The following is a 19,353-nucleotide window of genomic DNA, read 5'->3' as shown; positions in this document are numbered from 1 at the left end:
TAATTGCCGCTTTGTTATGGACCGGTTAGCCGCCGGTATCGACACATTACTGGCGCGCAACGGTCGGAACTGTTCGCTCCAGACCGACAGGATTTTTCCGGCAGGTATCGCAGTTCGGCTCATGACGGGTCTGTACTACGAGGAGTTCGAGGTTGGCGAGACCATCGAACACGGCAAGCGTCGGACCATCAGCGAGAGCAACAACCAGCAGTTCTGCGACATGACGATGAACCAGCAGCCGCTGCACCTCGACGCCGAGTTCGCCGCGGACACCGAGTTCGGCGAGCGCCTCGTCAACGGTCTCTACACGATGAGCCTCGCGGTCGGACTCTCCATCCCTGACACGACCGACAGCACCATCGTCGCGAACCTCTCGTACGACGATGTCGAACACCCGAACCCGGTGTTCCACGGCGACACCATCCGCGCCCAGTCGACCGTCACCGACAAGCGCGAGACGAGCGACGGCGAGCGCGGCGTCGTCACGATGCACGTCGAGGCGTTCACGGTGAACGGATCCTCGGGGAGCGGCGGCTCGTCGGACTCGTCCGACGGCGAGGACGAGACGCTGGTCTGTGAGTTCGACCGGACGGTGCTGTCGCTGAAACGCGAACACGTGGACGGCGAGTAGCGAGCGTCGACCGGAACCGCATCCGTTTCGTGCCCGGGGGACGAAGCGTCCCCGTGTTCGGACGCCTCGAACGGGAGCTCTCGCGGCGCGCACCAGACCCGACTACCGTGGCGCGCGTCGGCCTCGGCCTGACGATACTGCTGGCGGGGGTTCACAAACTGTTCGCGCCGGACGCATGGGCCGCCTACGTCGTCGACTGGCTCGCGCCATGGCTGGTCGTCTCCCCCGACGCCTTCATGCTCGCGAACGGCGTGCTCGAGGTCGGGTTCGGACTCGCAATCCTCCGCGACCGCTACGCGGCGTTCGCCGCGGCGGTCGTCGCCATCTCGCTCACCGCGACCGTCGCGTATCTCGCGTTCGCCGCGCTCACCGTCGACGCCCCCTTCGTGGACGTTCTCGTCCGGGACGTCGGCCTGACGGCGCTCGCGTGGGCCGTGCTGTTCGAGAGTGTGAGCGAGAGGGAGGGCCGGAGCGGCCCGTCGTCGGAGCGCCCCCGTCGCGACGACTCAGAGGAACAGCGAGAGGTTGAGCAGCGTCGCGACCGCCCACGGTAGCGCGAGGCCAGCGGGAACGACGGCCGTGTACTCGCTGGGCAACAGCGGTCGACAGGCGACGCCGACGCCGACCGCGAACGCCTTGATGCCGAAGAGCGCCACGAACCCGAACCGGGCGATGGCGGAGCGCGCGACCGGGTTGGACTCCACCATACCGGCGCGGAGGCCGGCGTACGTGGTGAGGAGGTCGCCCGCGAGTGTGAGTGCAGCGATCAGCCAGAGGATGCGCTCGACGCGTCCGACGTCGGGCCACGCCGCGCCTCCGAGACGAACGGTCGAGGGTCGTCGGTGACTCATGGGTGTGTCACGCGGGAGGCCCGCGTCGTCCGCACCGACGACCCGAACGGGCTTTATTATAAACCGGCTTGTCGGCCGTTAGGCACCCTCTAAACCCGCCGATGGGCCCCCGTTTCCGCCGGAGACGGCGTCGATCGGCGTCGCCACGCACGGAACCGTCTCCGTCGGCCGTAACGCTCGACCAGGGTCGACGAACCTGCCGCGTACCGTCGGCGGGGCGACGACCGGCCGGGTCAGCGAGAAGCGGGTCGTCGCCCCAGACGATTCCGTCGTTCAGAGACTATCAGAAACTCGCAGGCAATGTAGGAGATGAACCGAACCGCATCGAGAGTTGCTGTGCCTATCACTACCGTATGTTATTCTCTCTGTAAACATCAGAATTAAGGTGGCGGCTGCCTAAGAAGATGTACGTTTCGGGGGTGCACCAACAGATACGATCACTCCGTCACAACTAGAGACAACGGTGTCGCCCATATGCGAGACACGCGCGGACACTGTCTACCTGGTCGACGGTGGAGTGTCCAGTGGTAATTCTCCCGAAGCCCGCCCGAAGACAATGAGTAAAAACGCACAACCGACCATCGACCGTCAGGGCACAGTGGGCCTGGAGAGCGGCCTCGACGCGCTTCGGAACAGTCCCACGTTTCGCGGCCCAGTGGAACCGCTCGACGGCCACCACTCGAACGACCACCTCGCACTCGTCTACGAGACCCGGGAGGAGCAACTCGAAGCCGTCGTCCCGTTCGTCGAGCAGGGGCTCGAACGCGACGAGCGGTGCATGTACATTGCCGACGAGAACTCCGAAGCGGAGATCATCGCTGCGATGCGACGGTCCGACGTCGACGTGGACGCTGCCCTGGAATCCGGCGCACTGACCCTCCACTCGAAACAGGACACCTACTGCCGTGACGGCGGATTCGACCCCGACGAGATGATAGCGTTCCTCTCCGAATCCATCGAGGAGGCCATAGAAGAGTACGAGGCGCTCCGCATCGCCGGCGAGATGACGTGGATTTTCGGCGACGACCCGGAGATCGAGGACCTCATCGAGTACGAGGGCAAACTCAACCGACTGATTCCCGACGAGGACTGTATCGCGCTCTGTCAGTACAACCGCGAACGGTTCCCGCCGGAGATTCTCCGCGACATCGTCCGAACCCACCCTCATCTGGTCTACGACAACACCGTCTGTCACAACTGCTACTACACGCCGCCCGAGGAGTTCTTTGGCCCCGACCGACCCGCCCGAGAGACGACCAGGATGCTGGAGACCCTCCGCGAGCGGACGCAGGCGACCGTCCAACTCCGCCAGCACGAACGACAACTCCAGCGCCAGAACAACCGGTTGGAGAGCTTCGCCAGCATGCTCGCCCACGAACTCCGGAATCCGCTGCACATCGCTCAGATGTACCTCCACGAGGTCGGCGGCGGGAATCCGGACGCCGTGACCGAAATCGAGCGGGCGCTCGACCGCATCGAGGAGATGATAGACATCCTGCTCATCACCGCGCGGACGACCGACGCGGCCATCGACCGGGACACGGTGGCACTGGCAGAGGCTGCAACGGAGGTCTGGACGAAGGTAGCCGCGCCGTCGTCGGACCTCGTCGTCGAGACCGAACGAACGGTGTCGGCCGATTCGGTCCACATCTGGCATCTGCTCGAGAACCTGTTCAAGAACGCCGTCGAACACGGCGGAGCGGACGTGACCGTGCGAATCGGCGACCTCGCGGACGCCGACGGCTTCTACGTGGCCGACGACGGCCCCGGCATCCCGGACGCGGACCGGGAGGCCGTCCTGGAGGCGGGGTGCACCACGGCGTCGAACGGCATCGGCCTCGGCCTCACGTTCGTGTCGCAACTGGCCGCAGCCTACGCGTGGGACTGTACGCTCACCGAGAGCCGGAGCGGCGGGGCGCGGTTCGAGTTTCGGAACGTCGAGTGCGCCGCGCCGAGTCGCTGATTGCTCACACCACGACTCCGTACGGAACGACAGCCGGAGCCGGATACCTTCGACGTCTGCTCGCAGGAAGGGAGTGCGACGCCGGGTGGTCTAGAACACGATGCTCGCGACCATCCACCCGAAGAAGAGGACGACTATCCAGAGCAGCAACTGGAACAACAGAAACAACCGGAGTTTCAACGGGGACTTGGTTTGCACCATGTCAACAATAACCATGATTCGGAGCGAGTTAGTTCTTACGTCCCTGACTGGTGTAATCCGCGGCCACAAAGAACGCACTCCGGGATTACGCTGGCGGAATCGGGTTAGGTTGGTCCGGAATCCCGTTCGGCGGGACCGTGGTCGGCCGACTTCCACCGATAGGTCCTCGTAGCTCGTAGCAACGTCCCCGCTCCGGAGTGTCGAGTCGAAGAGTCCGCAAACGGGGAGAGAAGAAGCTTCGAGGGCGATGAAGCCAGCGCTGCTACCGGAATCGCTTCGAAGGCCGACTGTCCATTAATCAGCAGCGGTGCCGTCTGTCGACGGCCCCGTCGGTCCGTGGCCGAGCACTACCGTGTTCGTCACGAGAGCGTCGTGCGCCCGCCGGAGTCGCTCGGAGAGCGCCTGGTGGGAGATTCCCAGTTCCTCGGCGAGTTCTTCCGCGCTCGTCTCTCGCGGCACCGAATAGTAACCCCGGTCGGACGCGAGCTGCAGGGCGTCTCGCTGTTCCTGCGAGAGCCCGAACCGTCCCTCTTCGTGCCCCGAGAGGGACTTTATGTTCTGAACTTCGAGGTCGATTCCTTTCTCGGCGCAGTACTCGTTCGTTTCCGTAATCGCGTCTCGGTCGCCGAACAGGAGTCGAAAATTCCACGTGTCGCCCTTTCCGGAGGCCGCGAGCACGGTTCCCTTCTGCTTGACCAGTATATTGGCGAGGACTTCGATGCGCGTGCTCCATTCGAGCCTGTACAGGTACTCGTCGTCGAACTCCGCTACGAGCTGGAAGTCGTCGACAGTGTCGTCGTCCCCGAACGCGTCTTCGATCTCGTCGCGCTTTCCGGTCCCCACCCAGACGAACGGCAGTATCAAATCCTCCTTCGACGCGACCAACTGCTCGATGTCGAATCGGACCGTCTCCAGGCGCTGCAACGTCTGTTCGAGCGCGAACTGCTCGGACGGAATTCTCACTTCGACGATTGTCCCTGCCATCAGGACCAATGAACAGTGCGCTCTCTATACCCTTTTCTGTCTATTTCTGATTAATCGGGTGACATCCAAGCCGGCCGGTAAATCGGTGCGTCACGCACGGTGAACCTGCTCGAGGGTCGACGGCCCGGGAGGGGTGACCTGCTCAGTCCCGCGGTGCATCCTCGTCTACGTTCGTGAACTCGAACCGGGACCCGCCGGCCGCGCTCTCGGTCGCCCGGGACTCCCACCCGTACACCTCGGTCAGCTTCTGGACGAACGCCAGCCCTACTACGGTACCGCCTTTCTCGGCTGCCGTCGTGAATCCGGCTTCGAACACGGCGTCACGGTCGTCGGCCGGGATGCCGGGGCCGTCGTCGGCCACGTAGAACCCGGTCGGGAGTTCGCCGACCGCGACGTCGACGTCCGCTCCGCCGTGTTCGACGGCGTTCTCGAAGAGATTCTGGAACAGGTGGCGAATGTACGTCTCGTCGGCCTGAATCGTCCGGTCGACGTCGATGTCGACCGTCGCGTCGGGTGTCTCGACCTCGTCCCACGCTTCCCGCGCCACGTCTGCGAGCGAGACCGTGGTTCGCTCGCCGACCGCCTCGTGGCCCCGCGTCAACGCCAGCCTGACGTCGATCATGGCGTCGATGCGGTCGAACGCTTCCCTGACATGCTCGACCGCGTCCGAGTTGGCCTCGTCCGGCAGTTCGTGACAGTACATCTGGCCGATGGTGACGGGATTGCGGCGCTCGTGGGCGAGCATGCTGGCGAAGCTCTCCAGGCGCTCGTTCGACTGTTCGAGTTTCTCGACCGTCTCCTCAAGTCGCTGCTCGCTGGTCGGAGCTCATTGGCCCTTTTTCCGTCTGTGGGGGGTGAAAATCCGTTGGGCGACAGGTCGTAGTATCTGCCGGCCGGTCGGTCCGGAAGACCGCTCCCGGAAGTTCCGACCGTATCGCCGGCCGTTCACGAACAGCCGTACGGTCGAGGATTCGCGTTACAGAATCGTCCCGTGCTTCTTGTCCGGCAGGTCCTTGTCGAGGTCGGCGTAGAACTCGAAGCGCGCCTCGAGTTCGTCGCGCAGCGTCGACGGCGGGACGATCTCGTCGATGACGGTCTCGCTGGCCATCCGGTGGACGTCGATGTCCTCGCGGTACTCCTCGCGGAGTTCCTGTTCGCGCTGCTTGCGTTCCTCCTCGTCCTCGATGTCGTTCAGCTTGTTCGCGTAGACCGCGTTGATGGCCGCCTCGGGGCCCATGATGGCTATCTCGCCGGAGGGGAGCGCGATGGTGCTCTGGGGGTCGTAGGCCGGCCCCGACATGGCGTAGATGCCCGCGCCGTACGCCTTCCGGACGACGACGCACTGCTTGGGCACCGTCGCCGAGGAGGTGGCGTAGATCATCTTCTTGCCCTTCTCAAGGATGGCGTCCTTCTCGACCTGCGACCCCGCCATGAAGCCGGGCGTGTCGGTGAGATAGAGCAGCGGAATCTCGAACGCGTCGCACTTCCAGATGAACTCCGCGGCCTTCTCCGCGGCGTCCGGGAAGATGGCCCCCGAGCGCTGGGCGGGCTGGTTGGCGACGATGCCGACCGGCCGGCCGTCGATGCGCGCGAACGCGGTGATGATCTCCGTTCCGTACTCCGACTGGAGCTCGAAGTACGAACCGGCGTCGACCACGCGCTCTATCAGGTCGGTCATGTCGTAGGCGCGGTTCGGGTTCTGGGGTACGACGCCGTCGATGCCCTCCGGCGACTTCGCGGGGTCGCTCGGCTCGCTCCGGGGCGGTTTCTCGTGGGCCTTGTCGGGGAGGTACGTGACGAGGTCCGCCACGAGCTGCCGGGCGTGCTCCTCGTCGCGGGCCACGAGGTCCGCGCTCCCGGAGTGTTCCGCGTGCATCCCCGCGCCGCCGAGGTCCTGCATGTCGATGTCCTCGCCGGTGACCATCTGGACCATCCGCGGGCTGGCGATGGCCATCGCGGACATCTCCTCGACCATCACGGTGAAGTCGGCGAACACAGGGGTGTAGGCCGCCCCCGCGATGCAGGGGCCGTAGAGCACGCAGATTTGCGGGACGCGCCCCGACAGCATCGAGTGGTTGTAGTAGTACTTCCCGATGCCCTCGCGGTTGGCGAAGAAGCCGGTCTGCTGGTCGATGCGTCCCCCGGAGGAGTCCATCAGGTAGAGCACGGGGTTGCCGCTCTGGAGCGCGCGGTGTTGCATCCGGAGGAACTTCTCGACGCCCTTGCTCGCCATCGAACCGGCCTTCACGGTGAAGTCGTTCGCCATGAAGTGGACGTCGCGGCCCTCGAACTCCGCCGCGCCCGTGAGCAGGCCGTCCGCCGGCAACCGGTCGTCGGCGTCGAACTCGGCGAACTTGCCGTCCTCGAACTTCAGTCCGTCGTCCCCGAACCAGAGGTCGAGGCGGTCGCGGACGAACAGCTTCCCCTGTTCCTCCAGGCGTTCTTTGTACTTCTCCGGGCCGCCCAGTTCTATCTCCTCTATCTCCTCCCAGAGCCGTTCCTCGCGCTCGGTCGGGCCGAGGTCGTCCTCGTCCGCTCCGCCGACCGTCGCGTTCGTCCCGTCGCTGGCCAACGTGCCGGCCGGTTCGCGCCAGGTCGCTGCCGGTTCGTCGGCGTCGCCGACGAACACCTCTACCTCGTCGCCGACGTGCCGGGAGAGCGCGCTGGCGATTGCCGAGGCCTCCTCCTCGGTCGCCCCCTCGGCGATGCGTACCTTCATGCCTGGCAGTCCGTGGAGCGATTTCAAACCGTTTTCCATTTTAGACCACGGTCGTGGTCGCTCGCGCGTGCGAACCGACCCCCGTCCCGGGCCAGTCGGTCACCGTTCCCGAGTCACGCTTCGGCTCGCGCCGCGAGTTCCACGAACAGTTCGAGCGTCTCGGACGCGTCGTACTCGACGAACTCCCCGGTCCGCTCGAAGGTTATCGCGCCGGCGTCGTCCAGTTTCGGCAAATGCACGTGGAGCAGTTCCGTACGGAGATGTTGGCGACGGGCCGGGTCCGGCATGACGGTCGACCCGTCGCGCTCCTGTTCGGCGATGTGGTCGGCGAGCGACTCGGCGACGGCCGTACCGTTCTCGCGGAGGTGATAGAGGACGTACCGCCGCCGCCGGTGAGCGAGCACGTCCATGACCGTCTCGACCGAGCAGCCGTCGGACCGGCGGAGCACGTCGTCGACGGACGTCACCGACCCCTGCTCGCGCACCAGCAGCTCGAATCCCCCGGCTCCGCGTTCGTCCCCTGACATCTGCCGGCGACGGTAGGCCGTCCAGGTACAAAAGACTGAAACTCGTTGCCGGTCGGTTACCTGGGGAAACCGGAACGTAACGGACGACGAACCGTCCTTCAAGGAGCCGTTTCCTCCTGAAATCCCTTGTTGTCGCCGACGGTCGTTCGCCACCGCAACTCCCGATCGCTCAGTCGCCGGGTAATCGCTTGTTCGCCTTCGGTAACGACGGCGTATCCTCGCCGCGTTTCCGGTAGCGACTCGATAATCTTCGCTGAGAAGTGGCAAAGACCAATTGGTTTCCTCGCTATACTCTTAAGATAAATATAATATGAGGGCGAGACGAGAAGTGCCTGCAATGTCCGACGAAAACGAAAGGTCACGGAAGTACTTCGCAGAGAATCCGCGGATGATGGGCGTCGCGTTCACGCTCGCCCTGCTGTTGCTCGAAGCCGGAAACGCGGCCGCCGCCGTCGGCGGCGTGAACTCGGGTCCCTAACGCAGGTCGTCGACGCCGAGGTCGGTCGACCAGCAAAAGCTCCCGTCGAGCACGACGGGGAACTGTTCCATCTGGAGGTAGTAGCCGAGTTCGTCGGCTCCGATACGGAACTCGGGGAGCGGTCCCCCGGCGATGAAGTGCGTCTCCACGTCGCCGACGTACGGGATGTACAGCGACCCCATCCCTCGCTCTGACGTCGGATACGTGTCGATTCTGACGCCGTACTCGCCGTCCGCGTCGGTCGAGCGGACGCGATAGAAGACGGGGATGCCGCTCTCGTTCTGTGCCACCTCGACGCCGCCGTCGCCGACGACCGTGTACTGGTTGGCGACGATGCGCCGCTCCCGGACGACCGCCAGCGCCGACCGGAGCGAGAAGCCGGCGTTGAGCAGGCGCGCGACGAGTCGTCCGACCGCGGTCGCCCCGCCGTTCCCGACGTCGCCGTGCGTGACGATGCCCCCGATGCTGCCGTTCTCGACGAGGCTGACACCCTGCCGATAGGAGTTACAGCCATTCAGGAAGAACGTCCTCGCGCCGGTCCGGTCGAGGCTCTCGGCGTCGAGCACGCCGTCCGGACAGACGAACCCTCCTGCCTCGACGTGACCGACGTAGTGGAGGAAGTCCGTCTCGGACGCGAGCAGTTCGGCGAGCGTCTCCGTCGAGCAGTTCGCGTGAACGGTGACGTCGAACGGGAGGTCGGCGCGGTCGCCGTAGAGCGCACCGTCTTCGACGTCGACCTCCTCGCGCATCCGCTCGTCGTTACAGACGATGTCGATGTCGATGTCGTCCGCGGTCGTCTCTCGGTCGCGGTGTTCGAACGCGGCCCGCCGGAGTTCGTTGGCGCCGAACACGCGGCCGTCGCCGAGCCACGCCTGTTCGAGCGCGTCGGTCTCGGGCGGCGAGACGTACGGTTCGTCGCTTCTCGCCCGCCGGCCCCGGTCCACCGACCGGACGAACTCGTCGACGTAGGACGGCATCGACGAGCGCGCTCGCCGTCGACCCTGCGCGTCGGCGCGTCGGACGACCGCGAGGTCGTCGACGAGGTACGGAAGCAGCGTCGCGTTCTCGGCGTCCGGCGTCACGTGCGCCGCCAGTCTCCACGTCGGCACGGCGTCCCGGACGGCGTCGAACGGGACCGAGAGGTAGGCCGCGAGTCGCTCCGCCGAGGGGGCGTCGTACAGGTCCGGAAACGACAGGGACACGTCGTCCTCGACCGCCTGCCGTTCGTGGAGGTCGACCGGGTACAGCCCCTCCGTCCGGGTCAGACAGTCCAGGAGGAACACCTGCTGGAGAACGCGCGCCACCTCCGCGTCGAACCCACGGTCCGTGCGGAGCGAGTGTTCGAACCCGTCGGCGGTGACGATCCGGGGTCGCTCCCCGGGTCGAACGTCGGCCCCGAGGTAGTACGCGAGCGTGCTGACGGCGTAGACGGACTGTCGGTCCGTGGGCACCTCGATGTGGACGCCGGTGTCGGGGGCGTCGAGTCCGTCCGGAATCGCCAGGTCGTCCCCGAGTTCGACCGTCGGGGGGTGGCCCCGGAGCGTCGGGAACGACCGTTCGGGACTCGTCGTCTTCAGCGCCGACCCGAACGTCGACACCGCCGCCATCAAGTCCTCGGGGTCGGCGGTCGTCGTCACCGTCGCCGCCGGGCGTTCGTGGTAGGAGCGCGCGCCGACGCGGACGGCGGTCTCCTCGCCGAAGTCGAACTCCATGCGGTCGACCGACGACGCGACGGTCACCTCGCCGTCGACCCGGACGAACGTCTTGATGGGCGCGTGCAACTCGAGGCAGTACTCGTCCGGCGGTAACTCTTCGTACGCGTAGTGTTCGGCCTCGACCAGCGGCGATCCGTCGGGGTCGCGGACGTAGGTCTCGACGACGTACGGGAGGACGAGCTGGTCGACGGCGACCTCGACCGCCGCGTCGACCGGGAACCGGAAGCGGTCGGTCCCGACCGGCGACGGGTCGACCGGCGACGACGTCTCGAGTTCGAACCGTCGGTCCTGGACCGGGTCGAACAGTCCCAGGCCCGGCCGCTCGGTGGTAGTGAATCTCGGTTTCATGCCGAACACTCGTTGTCGCGTCCTCGGCGACCGTCTCGAAGCACCATTCAGCGTTCGTCGAGAGCGAACCAGTCCGTGGTGAACTCGGTGTCCTGGAGGTACCAGCGCTGTTCCGGCCCGGCCTCGCCGACGCGAAGCTCGACGGTCGCGTCGAATAGGGGTTCGATGTCGGCCACCACCTCGGAGCGACGCGCCATCGGGAGGACGTAGCACCCCAGCCCGGAGAGGTCCTCGACGGCGTCGAAACAGTCGCTCAGGAACGGTTCGACGTCGCGGTCGTCATCGTCGTCGACGACCGGTCGGAGGGAGTCGAAGCAGAACCGGAGTTCGCCCGGGGCGAGTCCGCGTCGTTCGAAGTCGATCCGGCGTAGCGTCTCCTCGATCGCCGCGCCGAAGTCGGCGAGGTCGCCGCCGACGTCGGTCACCCGGTAGTCGGTCCCTGACGCCGTCGCGGCGGTCGTCGACCGGGCCTCGGCCTGGTAGTCGAGAACGTACCCGCCGGCGGCCGACGCACCCGCGCGGTCGAGTCGGTCGTAGGCGGTCCCCACGTTCCGGTCGTGGAGCGCGACGACCCGTTCGTGGTCCCCGGCGCGACCGAGCAATCGGACTGTCGCGTCCTCGAGGACCTCGTCCGGCACCTGGCCGGTGAGGAGGAGGTTCCCGCCGGTGCGCTTTATCCGGGCGAGTTCCGACTCGACCTCCACGACGCCGTCGGCGGAGACGGTCGCGTAGTGGCCGTGTATCGAGAACGTTACCTGACCGTCCGTTCGCTCGACCCCGTTCCGCCGCGAGGCGAACAGGGCGTCGAGCGCGTCGGGGTCTATCACGTCGTAGAGACTCGTGTCCAGCTCGGGAGGCGTCACCCCCGCAGACTCCGCGACGGCCTCGACGACGAGCGTCCCGAGCATTCGACCGCCCTCGTCCGAACGTCTCTTTCGGACCTTCCGGACGCCGTCGGCAGCCGTCCGGTCGACCGTGTCCTCGTCCCGGTTCATTGGTTTTCACTTCCCGTAACACCTAACCACGTATAAAACGCACTGATTATTTGAAATATCGGGGTGAGTGTGAACATACCACACTAGAAGCCTCCGGTATCACCGCTCCCGGGTGGCGACGACGGCAGAGCGGTCCACGTCCGCCACGGCGTCGTACCCCGAGAGCGCGAGCGTCAGGTCGAGGTCCGCGAGAAAGTTGGCGAGGACGGAACGAACGCCGTTCTCCCCGTCGACCGCCAGGCCGTAGGCGTAGGGGCGGCCGAGCAGGACGGCGTCCGCGCCGAGCGCGATGGCCCGGAACGCGTCCGCGCCGCGACGGACGCCGCTGTCGAAGAGGACGGGAACTCGGCCGTCCACCGCGTCGACGACGTCCGGCAGGGCCTCCAGCGCGCCGATAGCGCCGTCGACCTGGCGACCGCCGTGGTTCGAGACGACGAGGCCGTCGACGCCGCGGTCGAGCGCCTCGCGGGCGTCCGCGGGGTGTAGGATGCCTTTCAGCACGACGGGGAGGTCCGTCTGCTCTCGGAGCCAGTCCAGGTCGTCCCACGTCAGCGACGGGTCGCCGAATATCTCCGTGAAGTGCCAGACTGCGGCGGTCTCGTCCTCTTCGGGCGGCGCGTCGAGCGCGTCGCGGAAGGCGGGGTCGGAGAAGTAGTTCGCCACGCCCTCGCCGTCGAGGAACGGGAGGTAGGCCCGGTCGACGTCGCGTTCGCGCCACCCCATCATCGGCGTGTCGACGGTGACGACGACGGCCTCGTACCCCGCCTCCTCGGCCCGCCGGAGGAAGCTCGCGGTCACGTCCCGGTCGGCGCTCCAGTAGAGCTGGAACCAGGCCGTCGTGTCGCCGAGTTCGCCGGCCACGTCCTCCATCGTCTCCGAGGACGCGGAACTCAGCACGACCGGCACGTCGAGGTCGGCGGCGGCGCGCGCAGTCGCGAGTTCGCCCTCCTCGTGGACGATGGACTGGACGCCGATGGGGGCGAGCAGCACCGGCACGGGGAGTTCGCTATCGAACAGTTCGACGGAGAGGTCCCGCTCCGCGACGTCGCGGAGCATCCGCGGGACGATGCGCCAGCGGTCGAACGCCCGGCGGTTCTCGCGGGCGGTGCTCTCGTCGCCGGCGCCGCCCGCGAGGTAGGCGTACGCCTCCGGCGACAGCGCCTCGCGGGCGAGGTCGGCGAGTTCCCCGGGCGAGGCGGGAAGGTCGGGCGTCTGGTCGGCGAGCATTCCCGCGGCGTACACCTCGTTCTGGCGGTCCGGACCGAACGGTTGCGATGGATCGTCCATGACTGGTGCGACCACCTGACAGGAATTATAGCTTTCTCCGGAGCTGGTACGCCGCGGTGCCGGCGAGGAACGCCACGCCGACGTTCGTGACGAGGCCGAGCGCGCCGACGCCGAGGGCGAGCCAGCGGTCATCGGTGGCCAGCCCGGCCCGGCCGAGTTCGACCGCGACCAGCGCGAGGACGACGCCGAGCACGGCGAGCGGGAAGGCGGCCACGAGGTCGGCCGCGAACAGCGCCGCCACCGCGTACAGCAGGCCGAGGACCAGGTTCGCGCCGGCGCTGCGCGCGCCGAAGGCGTGCTTCCCGGCGACGCCGCCGCTCCCGTGGCACATCGGCATGGCACCGAAGGGGACGGCGAGGAGGTTCATCGCGCCCATGCTGGTCGCCAGGTCGTCCGGCGAGACGTCGGCGTCGTACAGGTCCGAGAGGAGCAGCGACGTGGCGACCGCGGCGTTGCCGACCGTCATCGCGAGCTGGCCGGCGGTCGCGGCGAGCGCGTCGTCCGTGAGCGCGACCGCCACGCCGCCCGCGAACAGCGGGACGCCGGCGGAGAGCGACGGAACGCCGGGCGTCGGAATCCCCACGTCGACGCCGGCGACGACGACGCCGAGGGTGAGTACGGCGAGCGCGCTGGCGCGGCGGTGACCCAGCGCGACCGCGAGGCCGGCGACGCCGACGGCGGCCGCCGCGGTCGCGGGGGCCGCCACGCCGAGGTCGAGTCCCGTCCGCGCGAGCAACAGCGCGACGCTCACCTGCACGCCGCGGACGACCGGTTCGCCGACCGCGTTCGCCAGCCGCCCGACCGCGCCCGTCGTGCCCAGCGCGAGCAGGACGCCGCCGGCGACCAGCCCCGCCGACAGCAGCTCGCCGGCCGTGAGCGTGCCGGCGACCACGAGCCCCGCGAGCGCCTTCATCGGTTCGACGGAGACGGGAACGCCGTACCGCAACCCCCAGACGACCTGGAAGGCGGCGAACCCGAGCAGCAGCACCGGCAGTCGGAGGTCGGTGAGCGCGGCGACGGCGACCACCACTGGCAACACCGTCACGGAGTCACCGACCGCCCCGGTCACCTCTCCGACCGAGAGTTCGAACCGACGCTCCCCGCCGTACGACACTTCGACGGCCATGCCGGCGGAACGGACGCAACTACCAAAGGTTTACTCAGTAACCGAAATCGGGCTCCGGCCCCGGGTTTCGAAACCGGGTACGGTTACATCGCCGGCCGGCTCAGTTTCGCTGCGACGACAAGAACTTTCCTGTCGGTTCGAGTAGTGTCACCCATGGACGAGAGTGATACGGAGGCAGGCAGCGAGTCGCCGAACCGCTTCTCGGTCGAGGGCGAGCGCGTCCTCGTGACCGGCGCGTCGAGCGGCATCGGCCGCGTCGTCGCCGAACAGTTCGCGGCCGGCGGCGCGGACGTGGTCGTCTGCTCGCGCGAGCAGGGCAACGTCGACCCCGTCGCCGATGGCATCGAGGAGAGCGACCGCCCGGGGCGCGCGCTGGCGGTCGAGTGCGACGTGACCGACCGCGACGCCGTCGACGCGCTCGTCGAGGCGACGGTCGAGGAGTTCGGCGGCGTGGACGTGCTCGTCAACAACGCCGGCGCGAGTTTCATGGCCGGGTTCGACGACCTCACCCCGAACGGCTGGCAGCGCGTCGTCGACATCAACCTCACTGGCACGTACCACTGCACGCAGTCGGCCGGCGAGCACCTGAAGGAGGGCGGCGGCGCGGTGGTCAACCTCGCGAGCGTGGCGGGTCAGGACGGCGCGCCGTACATGAGCCACTACGGCGCGGCGAAGGCCGGCGTCGTCAACCTGACCCGGTCGCTCGCCTACGAGTGGGCGGGCGACGGCGTCCGGGTGAACTGCGTCGCGCCGGGGTTCGTCGCCACACCCGGCCTCGAATCGCAGATGGGCATCAGCGCCGACGACATCGAGCGCGACGACGTGGAGCGCCGCGTGGGGACCAGCGAGGAGATAGCCGACGTCGTCCAGTTCCTCGCCAGCCCCGCCGCCTCCTATCTCGTCGGCGAGACGATAACGGCGGCCGGCGTCCCCGACGTCATGGAGTCGCCGGACGTCTGATCAGATCCAGCCGTCCTCGGCCAGCAGTTCGCCGTTGAGCAGGCTCGCGCCCGCGGCACCGCGGATGGTGTTGTGCGCGAGACAGTTGTACTGGACCCCGCTCGGCGTGTCCTGGACCCCGCCCGCGGCGACCGCCATGCCGCCGCCGAGCGTGCGGTCGAGCCGCGGCTGGGGGCGCGACTCGTCGTCGAACACCTCGATGAGCGGGTCGGGCGCGCTCGGCAAGTCGAGCGTCGGCGCGTCGCGGAACGCCTCCTCGACGTCCGTCGGACCGACGTCCCGGTTCGTCTCGGCCCAGACGTTCTCCAGGTGACCGTCGAGCGTGGGCACGCGGTTGCAGGAGGCCGACACCTCGACGTCGTGGAGGTCGACACCGCTCCCGTCGAAGCTCCCGAGGAGCTTTCGCGTCTCGGTCTCCATCTTCTCCTCCTCGCCGCCGATGTGGGGCACGACGTTGTCGAGTATCTCCATCGACGTGACGCCGGAGTAGCCCGCGCCCGAGACGGCCTGGAGGGTGGCGACGTGGACGCGGTCGAGGCCAAACTGGTCGAGCGTCGAGAGCGTCGGGACCATCGCGATGGTTGAGCAGTTCGGGTTCTTCACGAGCGCACCGTCCCATCCGCGCTCGTCGCGCTGGACCTCGATGAGGTCGAGGTGGCCGTGGTTGACCTCCGGGATGACGAGCGGGACGTCGTCGGCCATCCGCGCGTTCGAGGAGTTCGAGGAGATGACGTACCCCGCCTCGGCGAACGCCGGTTCGACGTCGGCGGCCACGCCGGAGGGCAGCGAAGAGAAGAGAAGGTCGAGGTCGTCCGGGACTGCGCTGGGTTCGGTCGCGCGCACCGTGAGGTCGCCGACGTCGTCCGGGATTGGCGAGTCGACGCGCCACTTGGCCGCCTCGCTGTACGGCTTGCCGGCGCTGTTCTCGCTCGCAGTTATCGTCGCCAGTTCGAACTCGGAGTGACCGTCGAGTAGCTGAACGAACCGCTGTCCGACCGCTCCCGTACCGCCGAGAATACCGACTCGTACACTCATGTGCGAACGTCTAACCTACGTCCGTGCAAGTAGCTTTCGACGCGCTCAGAAACTGCCGCAGTCGCGAAAAATCCTACTTCTTCCGGGTGACGTACCCGGCGATGCGGTTGCGAACGCCCTTCGAGTCGATGTTCGTCAGCTTCTGTACGCTGTCTTTGTTCTGTTCGAAGTCCGTCGTGAACGCGTCCGGGTATCGCTCCAGGAGGATAGTCCCGGTCTTCTTGACGTAGTCCGGTTTTATCGCCATACCGGTCGTTTGCTCGCTGTCACCCTTAAATGCATTCGTTCGGCTCCGTCGGGGACTACCAGTCGGCGTACTCGCGGACCCGCTCGAACGCCTCACGCTCGCGCTCGCCGCCGCAGGTCTCGACCACCGACTCGAAGTACGCCAGCCGCGACCGGAGTTCCGCCGCGTCGTACGTCGGAACGTCCAGCCGGGAGGCCGCGACGGTCGCCTCGATGACGGCGTAGAACCCCCGATTCGTCGTCGGCACCGTCTCGCGCTCGACCCGCGATTCGACGGGACGAAGCTCCCACTCCTCCCAGCGAGCGTCGCCGGACTCCCCCGAGTCCACCTGCTCCACCTCGACCTCGACCCACGCGTCCGCGGCGTCGAGCACCGGGTCCGACTCCTCGCGGACGGCGAGCGCCGCGTCGGCGAAGACGACGGCGTCGGACACGAACTGGACGACGCCGTCGCCCTGCCGGTGGAGGTTCCGCCGGGTCCGGGTGTCGCCCCACGTCCGGGCGGTCACCGGGTCGCCGGCGTGGAGTCCGAGCGCCGCGACGTTCCACAGCCCGTTCGGTCCGAGCGTGGTGACGACGGACTCGGTGACCCCGCGGAGGTCGACGGGCCAGTCGGTCACACCGACACCTCCCCGCGCTCCAGCGCGACGAACAGCGCCGCCGCGACGACGTCGGCGGTCGTCCCCGGATTCAGGCCCTCCGCGACGAGGTCGTCCGCGAGCGCTCCGGGGTCCGTCTCCCCGGCGAGCGCGGCCGCCGCTCGCTCGCTGACGCGCTCGGCGGTCTCCTCGCCCGCTTGCTTCGCGACGAGGGTGTCCGGTTCGTCGGCGAGCAGTTCGAGAAAGAGCCGGGCCGTTCGGTCCGAGAGCGGGCCGTCGAGTTCCGCGAGGCGCTCCGCTCCGTCGAAGGTGCGCGCGAACCCCGTCGTCCACTCGCGGGCGACCCCGTCCTCCGGCGCGGAGAGCGCCATCACCTCGGCCAGGGTCGTCCCGCGCTCCTCGACCGCCGGCACCGCGTCCGCGCCGCGGCGCACGTCGAGGTCCGCGGCGTCCTCCGGCGGGTCGTCGACGAACACGTCCACGTGCTCGAACGCCCGGTAGAAGTTCGCCGCGTCGTCGACCGTCGTCGCCTCCACCACCACCGTCGCAGCGTCCGGCGTCACCGCCCCGCGTTCGCTCGCGGCGCTCACAAGCGGTACGACCAACAGCAGCGCGCCGAACTGGGTGTTGTCGCCCTCCTGCCGGCTCATCCCGGCCACGGCGCGCTCGAACGCCTCGCCCACCGGCGCGCCCGACTCGGCGGCCCGGAGGCCCTCGCCGGCGCCGACCGCGCCCGCGAGGAAGTGCTCGAACCGGAGGTCCGGCAGGTCGCGCTCGCGGTCCACGTTCCCCGGTTTGGGCGTCCCGGAGACCTCCAGCAGGAGCGCGAGCTGGGCGTTCTCGGCGGGCGTCACGGTCGCGCCTCCGTCCGCTCTTCGCCCTGGAACCACTCCGCCGTCGCCCGCCGGACCCGTTCGAGCACGGCGGGGTCGTCGCTCGGTCGACCGACGCTGACGGCGTCTGCGCCGTAATCGAGGTACTCCCGGACTGTCGCGGCGTCCCTGACGCCGTTGTTCGCGACGACGAAGCAGTCGTCCGGGACGGCGGCCACCACGTCGGCGACGACCGCCTCGGAGTCCATCGCGTCTACGTGCACGGCGTCCGCGCCGGCCGCCGAGACGCGTCCGGCGAGTTCGGGGAGGTCGACGCCCGCGACCTCCGTCCTGACCTTCACGCTCACCGTCGCGCCGGCGTCGGCGGCCGCCCGGACCTGTCCGCAGAGGCGGTCGGGGTCCCGGAGCAGCGCCTCCCCGGCGCCCACGGCGCACATCTCGTCCTGGCGGCAGTGGGCGTTGACCTCCAGCATCGCGCCGTGGCGCCGACAGACCACAGCGACCTCCCCGACCGGTTCCGGCGACGCCGCGCGGACGTTGAATCCGGGGCGGAGCGGCGCGTCGTCGAGCGCCCCCAGCTGGCGGTCGACGAACGCCACGGGGTCGTCGGGCAGGAACTCCTCGCGGTCGCGGGCGACGAGTTCGCGGGCCGCCGTCCGCGTCGGGTCGTCGAGCGCGATGCCGCCGAGGAACGCAGCGCCGACGTGCGCTTCGGCGGCGCGCGCCCACTCGGCGTCCGACTCGCCGCTGAGGCTGGCGGCGGCGACCCTGGGGTCGAACATCACGCCACCTCCGCGAGGGCGTCGGCGACCGCTCGCGCGACCCGGCCGGCGTCCTCGGCGTCGTTCATCTCGGTGTCGGTGCGGACGACGGGCCGGTCCAGGTCCGTGCCGTCGGCGTCGTCCAGCACGAACGCGTCCGCGAACGGGTAGGCCGCGGCGACGCCGGCCGTGCTCGGGTCGTAGCCCGTCGCCGCCATCAGCTCCGCCGCGGGGCCGGAGAACACGCGGTCCTCGACGAACGGCGAGACGGCGACCACCGTCGCGTCGTCGAGCGCTTCGCGGACGCCGTCGACGGCGAGCATCGGTCCGATGCTGGTCACCGGGTTCGAGGGACCGACGACGACCGTCTCGCCGCGGAGCGCGTCGAGCACCGGTGGCGCCGGCTCGGCCTCGTCCGCGCCGCGAAACTCCACGTCCACGACCTCGGGGTCGCCGCGCCGGGCGACCCAGAACTCCTGGAAGTGCATCGGCCCCTCGGGCGTGTGGACGATGCTCGCCACCGGGTCGTCGCTCATCGGCACGAGGTCGAGCGGCACGTCGAACGCGTCCGCCAGCGTTCGGGTGGTCTCCGTGAGCGTGCGTCCCTCGTCGAGCAGTCCGGTTCGGGTCACGTGGACCGCGCGGTCGCGGTCGCCGATCTCCATGAACTCCGCGACGCCGGAGAATCGCCGCCAGCGCGCGATTCGGCGGCCCGCGGTCTGGCGCTCGTCGGGCAGGTAGCGCGGCCCGCCCGCCAGGTCGGCCGACTCGGCGAGCCGACGGAGTTCGTCGTGGGTCGCCGTCGTGTCGTCGGCGATGCCCCACCACGTCTCCCGGTCGAGTTCGCCGGCCTGCTGGAAGAGAACGGTGTCGACGTCAGGGCAGACGAGCAGGCCGCCGAGTTCCACGTCGTCGCCCGTATTGCCGATCACGGTCGTCTCGGCGGGCGAGAAGACGTCGTCCGCGCCGTCGAGCAGCTTGGGGGTGCCCGTCCCCCCTGAGAGAAACGTCGTCATACGTCGAGGTGCGCGTTCGGGCGTGTAAACGCTTGCGCTCCTCGTCGTCCGGTACGTCGACGAACGTCGCTTCTCGCT

At 68.3% G+C, this 19,353-nt stretch carries 20 protein-coding genes; 5 read left to right on the top strand and 15 right to left on the bottom strand.

All coding sequences use genetic code 11. From position 1 onward, the window contains the following. Window positions 1-121: 121 nt before the first annotated feature. Together ACRYA2_RS03550 and ACRYA2_RS03545 are read left to right on the top strand one after the other, a co-directional pair. Window positions 122-631: a MaoC family dehydratase gene (locus ACRYA2_RS03550; protein ID WP_433624277.1), complete on the top strand. Its 510-nt coding sequence runs from the start codon at window positions 122-124 to the stop codon at window positions 629-631. 53 nt (window positions 632-684) lie between these two features. Further along, a complete protein-coding gene (locus ACRYA2_RS03545) occupies window positions 685-1,185 on the top strand; it encodes a DoxX family protein (RefSeq protein WP_433624275.1) in 501 nt (166 codons plus the stop codon). On the opposite strand, the gene ACRYA2_RS03540 is transcribed toward ACRYA2_RS03545, so the two are convergent. Then, window positions 1,138-1,482: a DUF5658 family protein gene (locus tag ACRYA2_RS03540; RefSeq protein ID WP_433624273.1), complete on the bottom strand. Its 345-nt coding sequence runs from the start codon at window positions 1,480-1,482 to the stop codon at window positions 1,138-1,140. The two genes, ACRYA2_RS03545 and ACRYA2_RS03540, sit on opposite strands and share 48 nt — an antisense overlap. Before the next feature lie 556 nt (window positions 1,483-2,038). On the opposite strand from ACRYA2_RS03540, the gene ACRYA2_RS03535 reads away from it, so the two are divergent. Further along, a complete protein-coding gene (locus tag ACRYA2_RS03535) occupies window positions 2,039-3,445 on the top strand; it encodes an MEDS domain-containing protein (protein WP_433624271.1) in 1,407 nt (468 codons plus the stop codon). A 495-nt stretch (window positions 3,446-3,940) separates the two neighbouring features. On the opposite strand, the gene ACRYA2_RS03530 is transcribed toward ACRYA2_RS03535, so the two are convergent. From ACRYA2_RS03530 to ACRYA2_RS03515, 4 genes are all read right to left on the bottom strand, one after another. After that, on the bottom strand, window positions 3,941-4,630 hold the full coding sequence (locus ACRYA2_RS03530) for a helix-turn-helix domain-containing protein (RefSeq protein WP_433624269.1): 690 nt from the start codon (window positions 4,628-4,630) through the stop codon (window positions 3,941-3,943). Between the two features lie 142 nt (window positions 4,631-4,772). Further along, complete coding sequence (locus ACRYA2_RS03525) at window positions 4,773-5,375, bottom strand: sensor histidine kinase (protein ID WP_433624267.1); 603 nt, start codon at window positions 5,373-5,375, stop codon at window positions 4,773-4,775. A 231-nt stretch (window positions 5,376-5,606) separates the two neighbouring features. Further along, complete coding sequence (locus ACRYA2_RS03520; RefSeq protein WP_433624265.1) at window positions 5,607-7,349, bottom strand: acyl-CoA carboxylase subunit beta; 1,743 nt, start codon at window positions 7,347-7,349, stop codon at window positions 5,607-5,609. Between the two features lie 113 nt (window positions 7,350-7,462). Beyond that, window positions 7,463-7,876, bottom strand: a complete 414-nt coding sequence (locus ACRYA2_RS03515) for a DUF7344 domain-containing protein (RefSeq protein WP_433624263.1) — start codon at window positions 7,874-7,876, stop codon at window positions 7,463-7,465. 337 nt (window positions 7,877-8,213) lie between these two features. Between ACRYA2_RS03515 and ACRYA2_RS03510 the strand changes: the two genes are divergently transcribed. Next, entirely contained in the window at window positions 8,214-8,354 is a 141-nt protein-coding gene (locus ACRYA2_RS03510) for a DUF7503 family protein (protein ID WP_433624261.1), read from the top strand. Here the strand turns inward: ACRYA2_RS03510 and ACRYA2_RS03505 are convergent. From ACRYA2_RS03505 to ACRYA2_RS03490, 4 genes are all read right to left on the bottom strand, one after another. Beyond that, on the bottom strand, window positions 8,351-10,417 hold the full coding sequence (locus ACRYA2_RS03505; RefSeq protein WP_433624259.1) for a hypothetical protein: 2,067 nt from the start codon (window positions 10,415-10,417) through the stop codon (window positions 8,351-8,353). The two genes, ACRYA2_RS03510 and ACRYA2_RS03505, sit on opposite strands and share 4 nt — an antisense overlap. 47 nt (window positions 10,418-10,464) lie before the next feature. Beyond that, window positions 10,465-11,412: a DUF7504 family protein gene (locus ACRYA2_RS03500; RefSeq protein WP_433624257.1), complete on the bottom strand. Its 948-nt coding sequence runs from the start codon at window positions 11,410-11,412 to the stop codon at window positions 10,465-10,467. Between the two features lie 99 nt (window positions 11,413-11,511). Further along, window positions 11,512-12,699 (bottom strand): lactate 2-monooxygenase, encoded by a 1,188-nt coding sequence (locus ACRYA2_RS03495; protein ID WP_433624255.1) that lies wholly within the window; start codon window positions 12,697-12,699, stop codon window positions 11,512-11,514. 25 nt (window positions 12,700-12,724) lie between these two features. Then, window positions 12,725-13,825: a putative sulfate/molybdate transporter gene (locus ACRYA2_RS03490; protein WP_433624253.1), complete on the bottom strand. Its 1,101-nt coding sequence runs from the start codon at window positions 13,823-13,825 to the stop codon at window positions 12,725-12,727. Window positions 13,826-13,978: 153 nt separating this feature from the next. Here ACRYA2_RS03490 and ACRYA2_RS03485 point away from each other — a divergent pair, with 153 nt between their 5' ends. Next, window positions 13,979-14,785: an SDR family NAD(P)-dependent oxidoreductase gene (locus ACRYA2_RS03485; protein ID WP_433624251.1), complete on the top strand. Its 807-nt coding sequence runs from the start codon at window positions 13,979-13,981 to the stop codon at window positions 14,783-14,785. Here ACRYA2_RS03485 and asd read toward each other — a convergent pair whose 3' ends face one another. The 6 genes from asd to cofD all read right to left on the bottom strand — a co-directional run bounded on the left by asd (window position 14,786) and on the right by cofD (window position 19,275). Beyond that, on the bottom strand, window positions 14,786-15,820 hold the full coding sequence (gene asd / locus ACRYA2_RS03480; RefSeq protein WP_433624249.1) for an aspartate-semialdehyde dehydrogenase: 1,035 nt from the start codon (window positions 15,818-15,820) through the stop codon (window positions 14,786-14,788). Between the two features lie 73 nt (window positions 15,821-15,893). Further along, window positions 15,894-16,067, bottom strand: coding sequence for a 30S ribosomal protein S17e (locus ACRYA2_RS03475; RefSeq protein WP_113275648.1), 174 nt, complete (start codon window positions 16,065-16,067; stop codon window positions 15,894-15,896). Between the two features lie 55 nt (window positions 16,068-16,122). Beyond that, window positions 16,123-16,686, bottom strand: a complete 564-nt coding sequence (locus tag ACRYA2_RS03470; RefSeq protein WP_433624246.1) for a DUF447 domain-containing protein — start codon at window positions 16,684-16,686, stop codon at window positions 16,123-16,125. Beyond that, window positions 16,683-17,519, bottom strand: coding sequence for a triphosphoribosyl-dephospho-CoA synthase (locus tag ACRYA2_RS03465; RefSeq protein ID WP_433624244.1), 837 nt, complete (start codon window positions 17,517-17,519; stop codon window positions 16,683-16,685). The genes ACRYA2_RS03470 and ACRYA2_RS03465 overlap by 4 nt, the downstream gene beginning before the upstream one ends. Next, the gene (locus tag ACRYA2_RS03460; RefSeq protein WP_433624242.1) at window positions 17,516-18,280 is read right to left on the bottom strand and encodes a tRNA-dihydrouridine synthase; all 765 of its coding nucleotides are present in this window, start codon (window positions 18,278-18,280) and stop codon (window positions 17,516-17,518) included. The genes ACRYA2_RS03465 and ACRYA2_RS03460 overlap by 4 nt, the downstream gene beginning before the upstream one ends. Next, entirely contained in the window at window positions 18,280-19,275 is a 996-nt protein-coding gene (gene cofD / locus ACRYA2_RS03455; protein ID WP_433624240.1) for a 2-phospho-L-lactate transferase, read from the bottom strand. Before cofD ends, ACRYA2_RS03460 begins: the two co-directional genes overlap by 1 nt. Between the last annotated feature and the right edge of the window lie 78 nt (window positions 19,276-19,353).

This window comes from Halomicrococcus pelagicus (genome assembly GCF_050954125.1).
The sequence above is the reverse complement of the archived record's forward strand: the minus strand, read 5'-3'. Positions and strand labels throughout refer to the sequence as shown.

Coding starts and splice junctions, on each gene's coding strand:
- ACRYA2_RS03550 (WP_433624277.1), top strand. CDS start 122: ATGACGGGTCTGTACTACGAGGAGTTCGAGGTTGGCGAGACCATCGAA.
- ACRYA2_RS03540 (WP_433624273.1), bottom strand. CDS start 1,482: ATGAGTCACCGACGACCCTCGACCGTTCGTCTCGGAGGCGCGGCGTGG.
- ACRYA2_RS03535 (WP_433624271.1), top strand. CDS start 2,039: ATGAGTAAAAACGCACAACCGACCATCGACCGTCAGGGCACAGTGGGC.
- ACRYA2_RS03530 (WP_433624269.1), bottom strand. CDS start 4,630: ATGGCAGGGACAATCGTCGAAGTGAGAATTCCGTCCGAGCAGTTCGCG.
- ACRYA2_RS03525 (WP_433624267.1), bottom strand. CDS start 5,375: ATGCTCGCCCACGAGCGCCGCAATCCCGTCACCATCGGCCAGATGTAC.
- ACRYA2_RS03520 (WP_433624265.1), bottom strand. CDS start 7,349: ATGAAGGTACGCATCGCCGAGGGGGCGACCGAGGAGGAGGCCTCGGCA.
- ACRYA2_RS03515 (WP_433624263.1), bottom strand. CDS start 7,876: ATGTCAGGGGACGAACGCGGAGCCGGGGGATTCGAGCTGCTGGTGCGC.
- ACRYA2_RS03510 (WP_433624261.1), top strand. CDS start 8,214: ATGTCCGACGAAAACGAAAGGTCACGGAAGTACTTCGCAGAGAATCCG.
- ACRYA2_RS03505 (WP_433624259.1), bottom strand. CDS start 10,417: ATGAAACCGAGATTCACTACCACCGAGCGGCCGGGCCTGGGACTGTTC.
- ACRYA2_RS03500 (WP_433624257.1), bottom strand. CDS start 11,412: ATGAACCGGGACGAGGACACGGTCGACCGGACGGCTGCCGACGGCGTC.
- ACRYA2_RS03495 (WP_433624255.1), bottom strand. CDS start 12,699: ATGGACGATCCATCGCAACCGTTCGGTCCGGACCGCCAGAACGAGGTG.
- ACRYA2_RS03490 (WP_433624253.1), bottom strand. CDS start 13,825: ATGGCCGTCGAAGTGTCGTACGGCGGGGAGCGTCGGTTCGAACTCTCG.
- ACRYA2_RS03485 (WP_433624251.1), top strand. CDS start 13,979: ATGGACGAGAGTGATACGGAGGCAGGCAGCGAGTCGCCGAACCGCTTC.
- asd (WP_433624249.1), bottom strand. CDS start 15,820: ATGAGTGTACGAGTCGGTATTCTCGGCGGTACGGGAGCGGTCGGACAG.
- ACRYA2_RS03475 (WP_113275648.1), bottom strand. CDS start 16,067: ATGGCGATAAAACCGGACTACGTCAAGAAGACCGGGACTATCCTCCTG.
- ACRYA2_RS03460 (WP_433624242.1), bottom strand. CDS start 18,280: ATGTTCGACCCCAGGGTCGCCGCCGCCAGCCTCAGCGGCGAGTCGGAC.
- cofD (WP_433624240.1), bottom strand. CDS start 19,275: ATGACGACGTTTCTCTCAGGGGGGACGGGCACCCCCAAGCTGCTCGAC.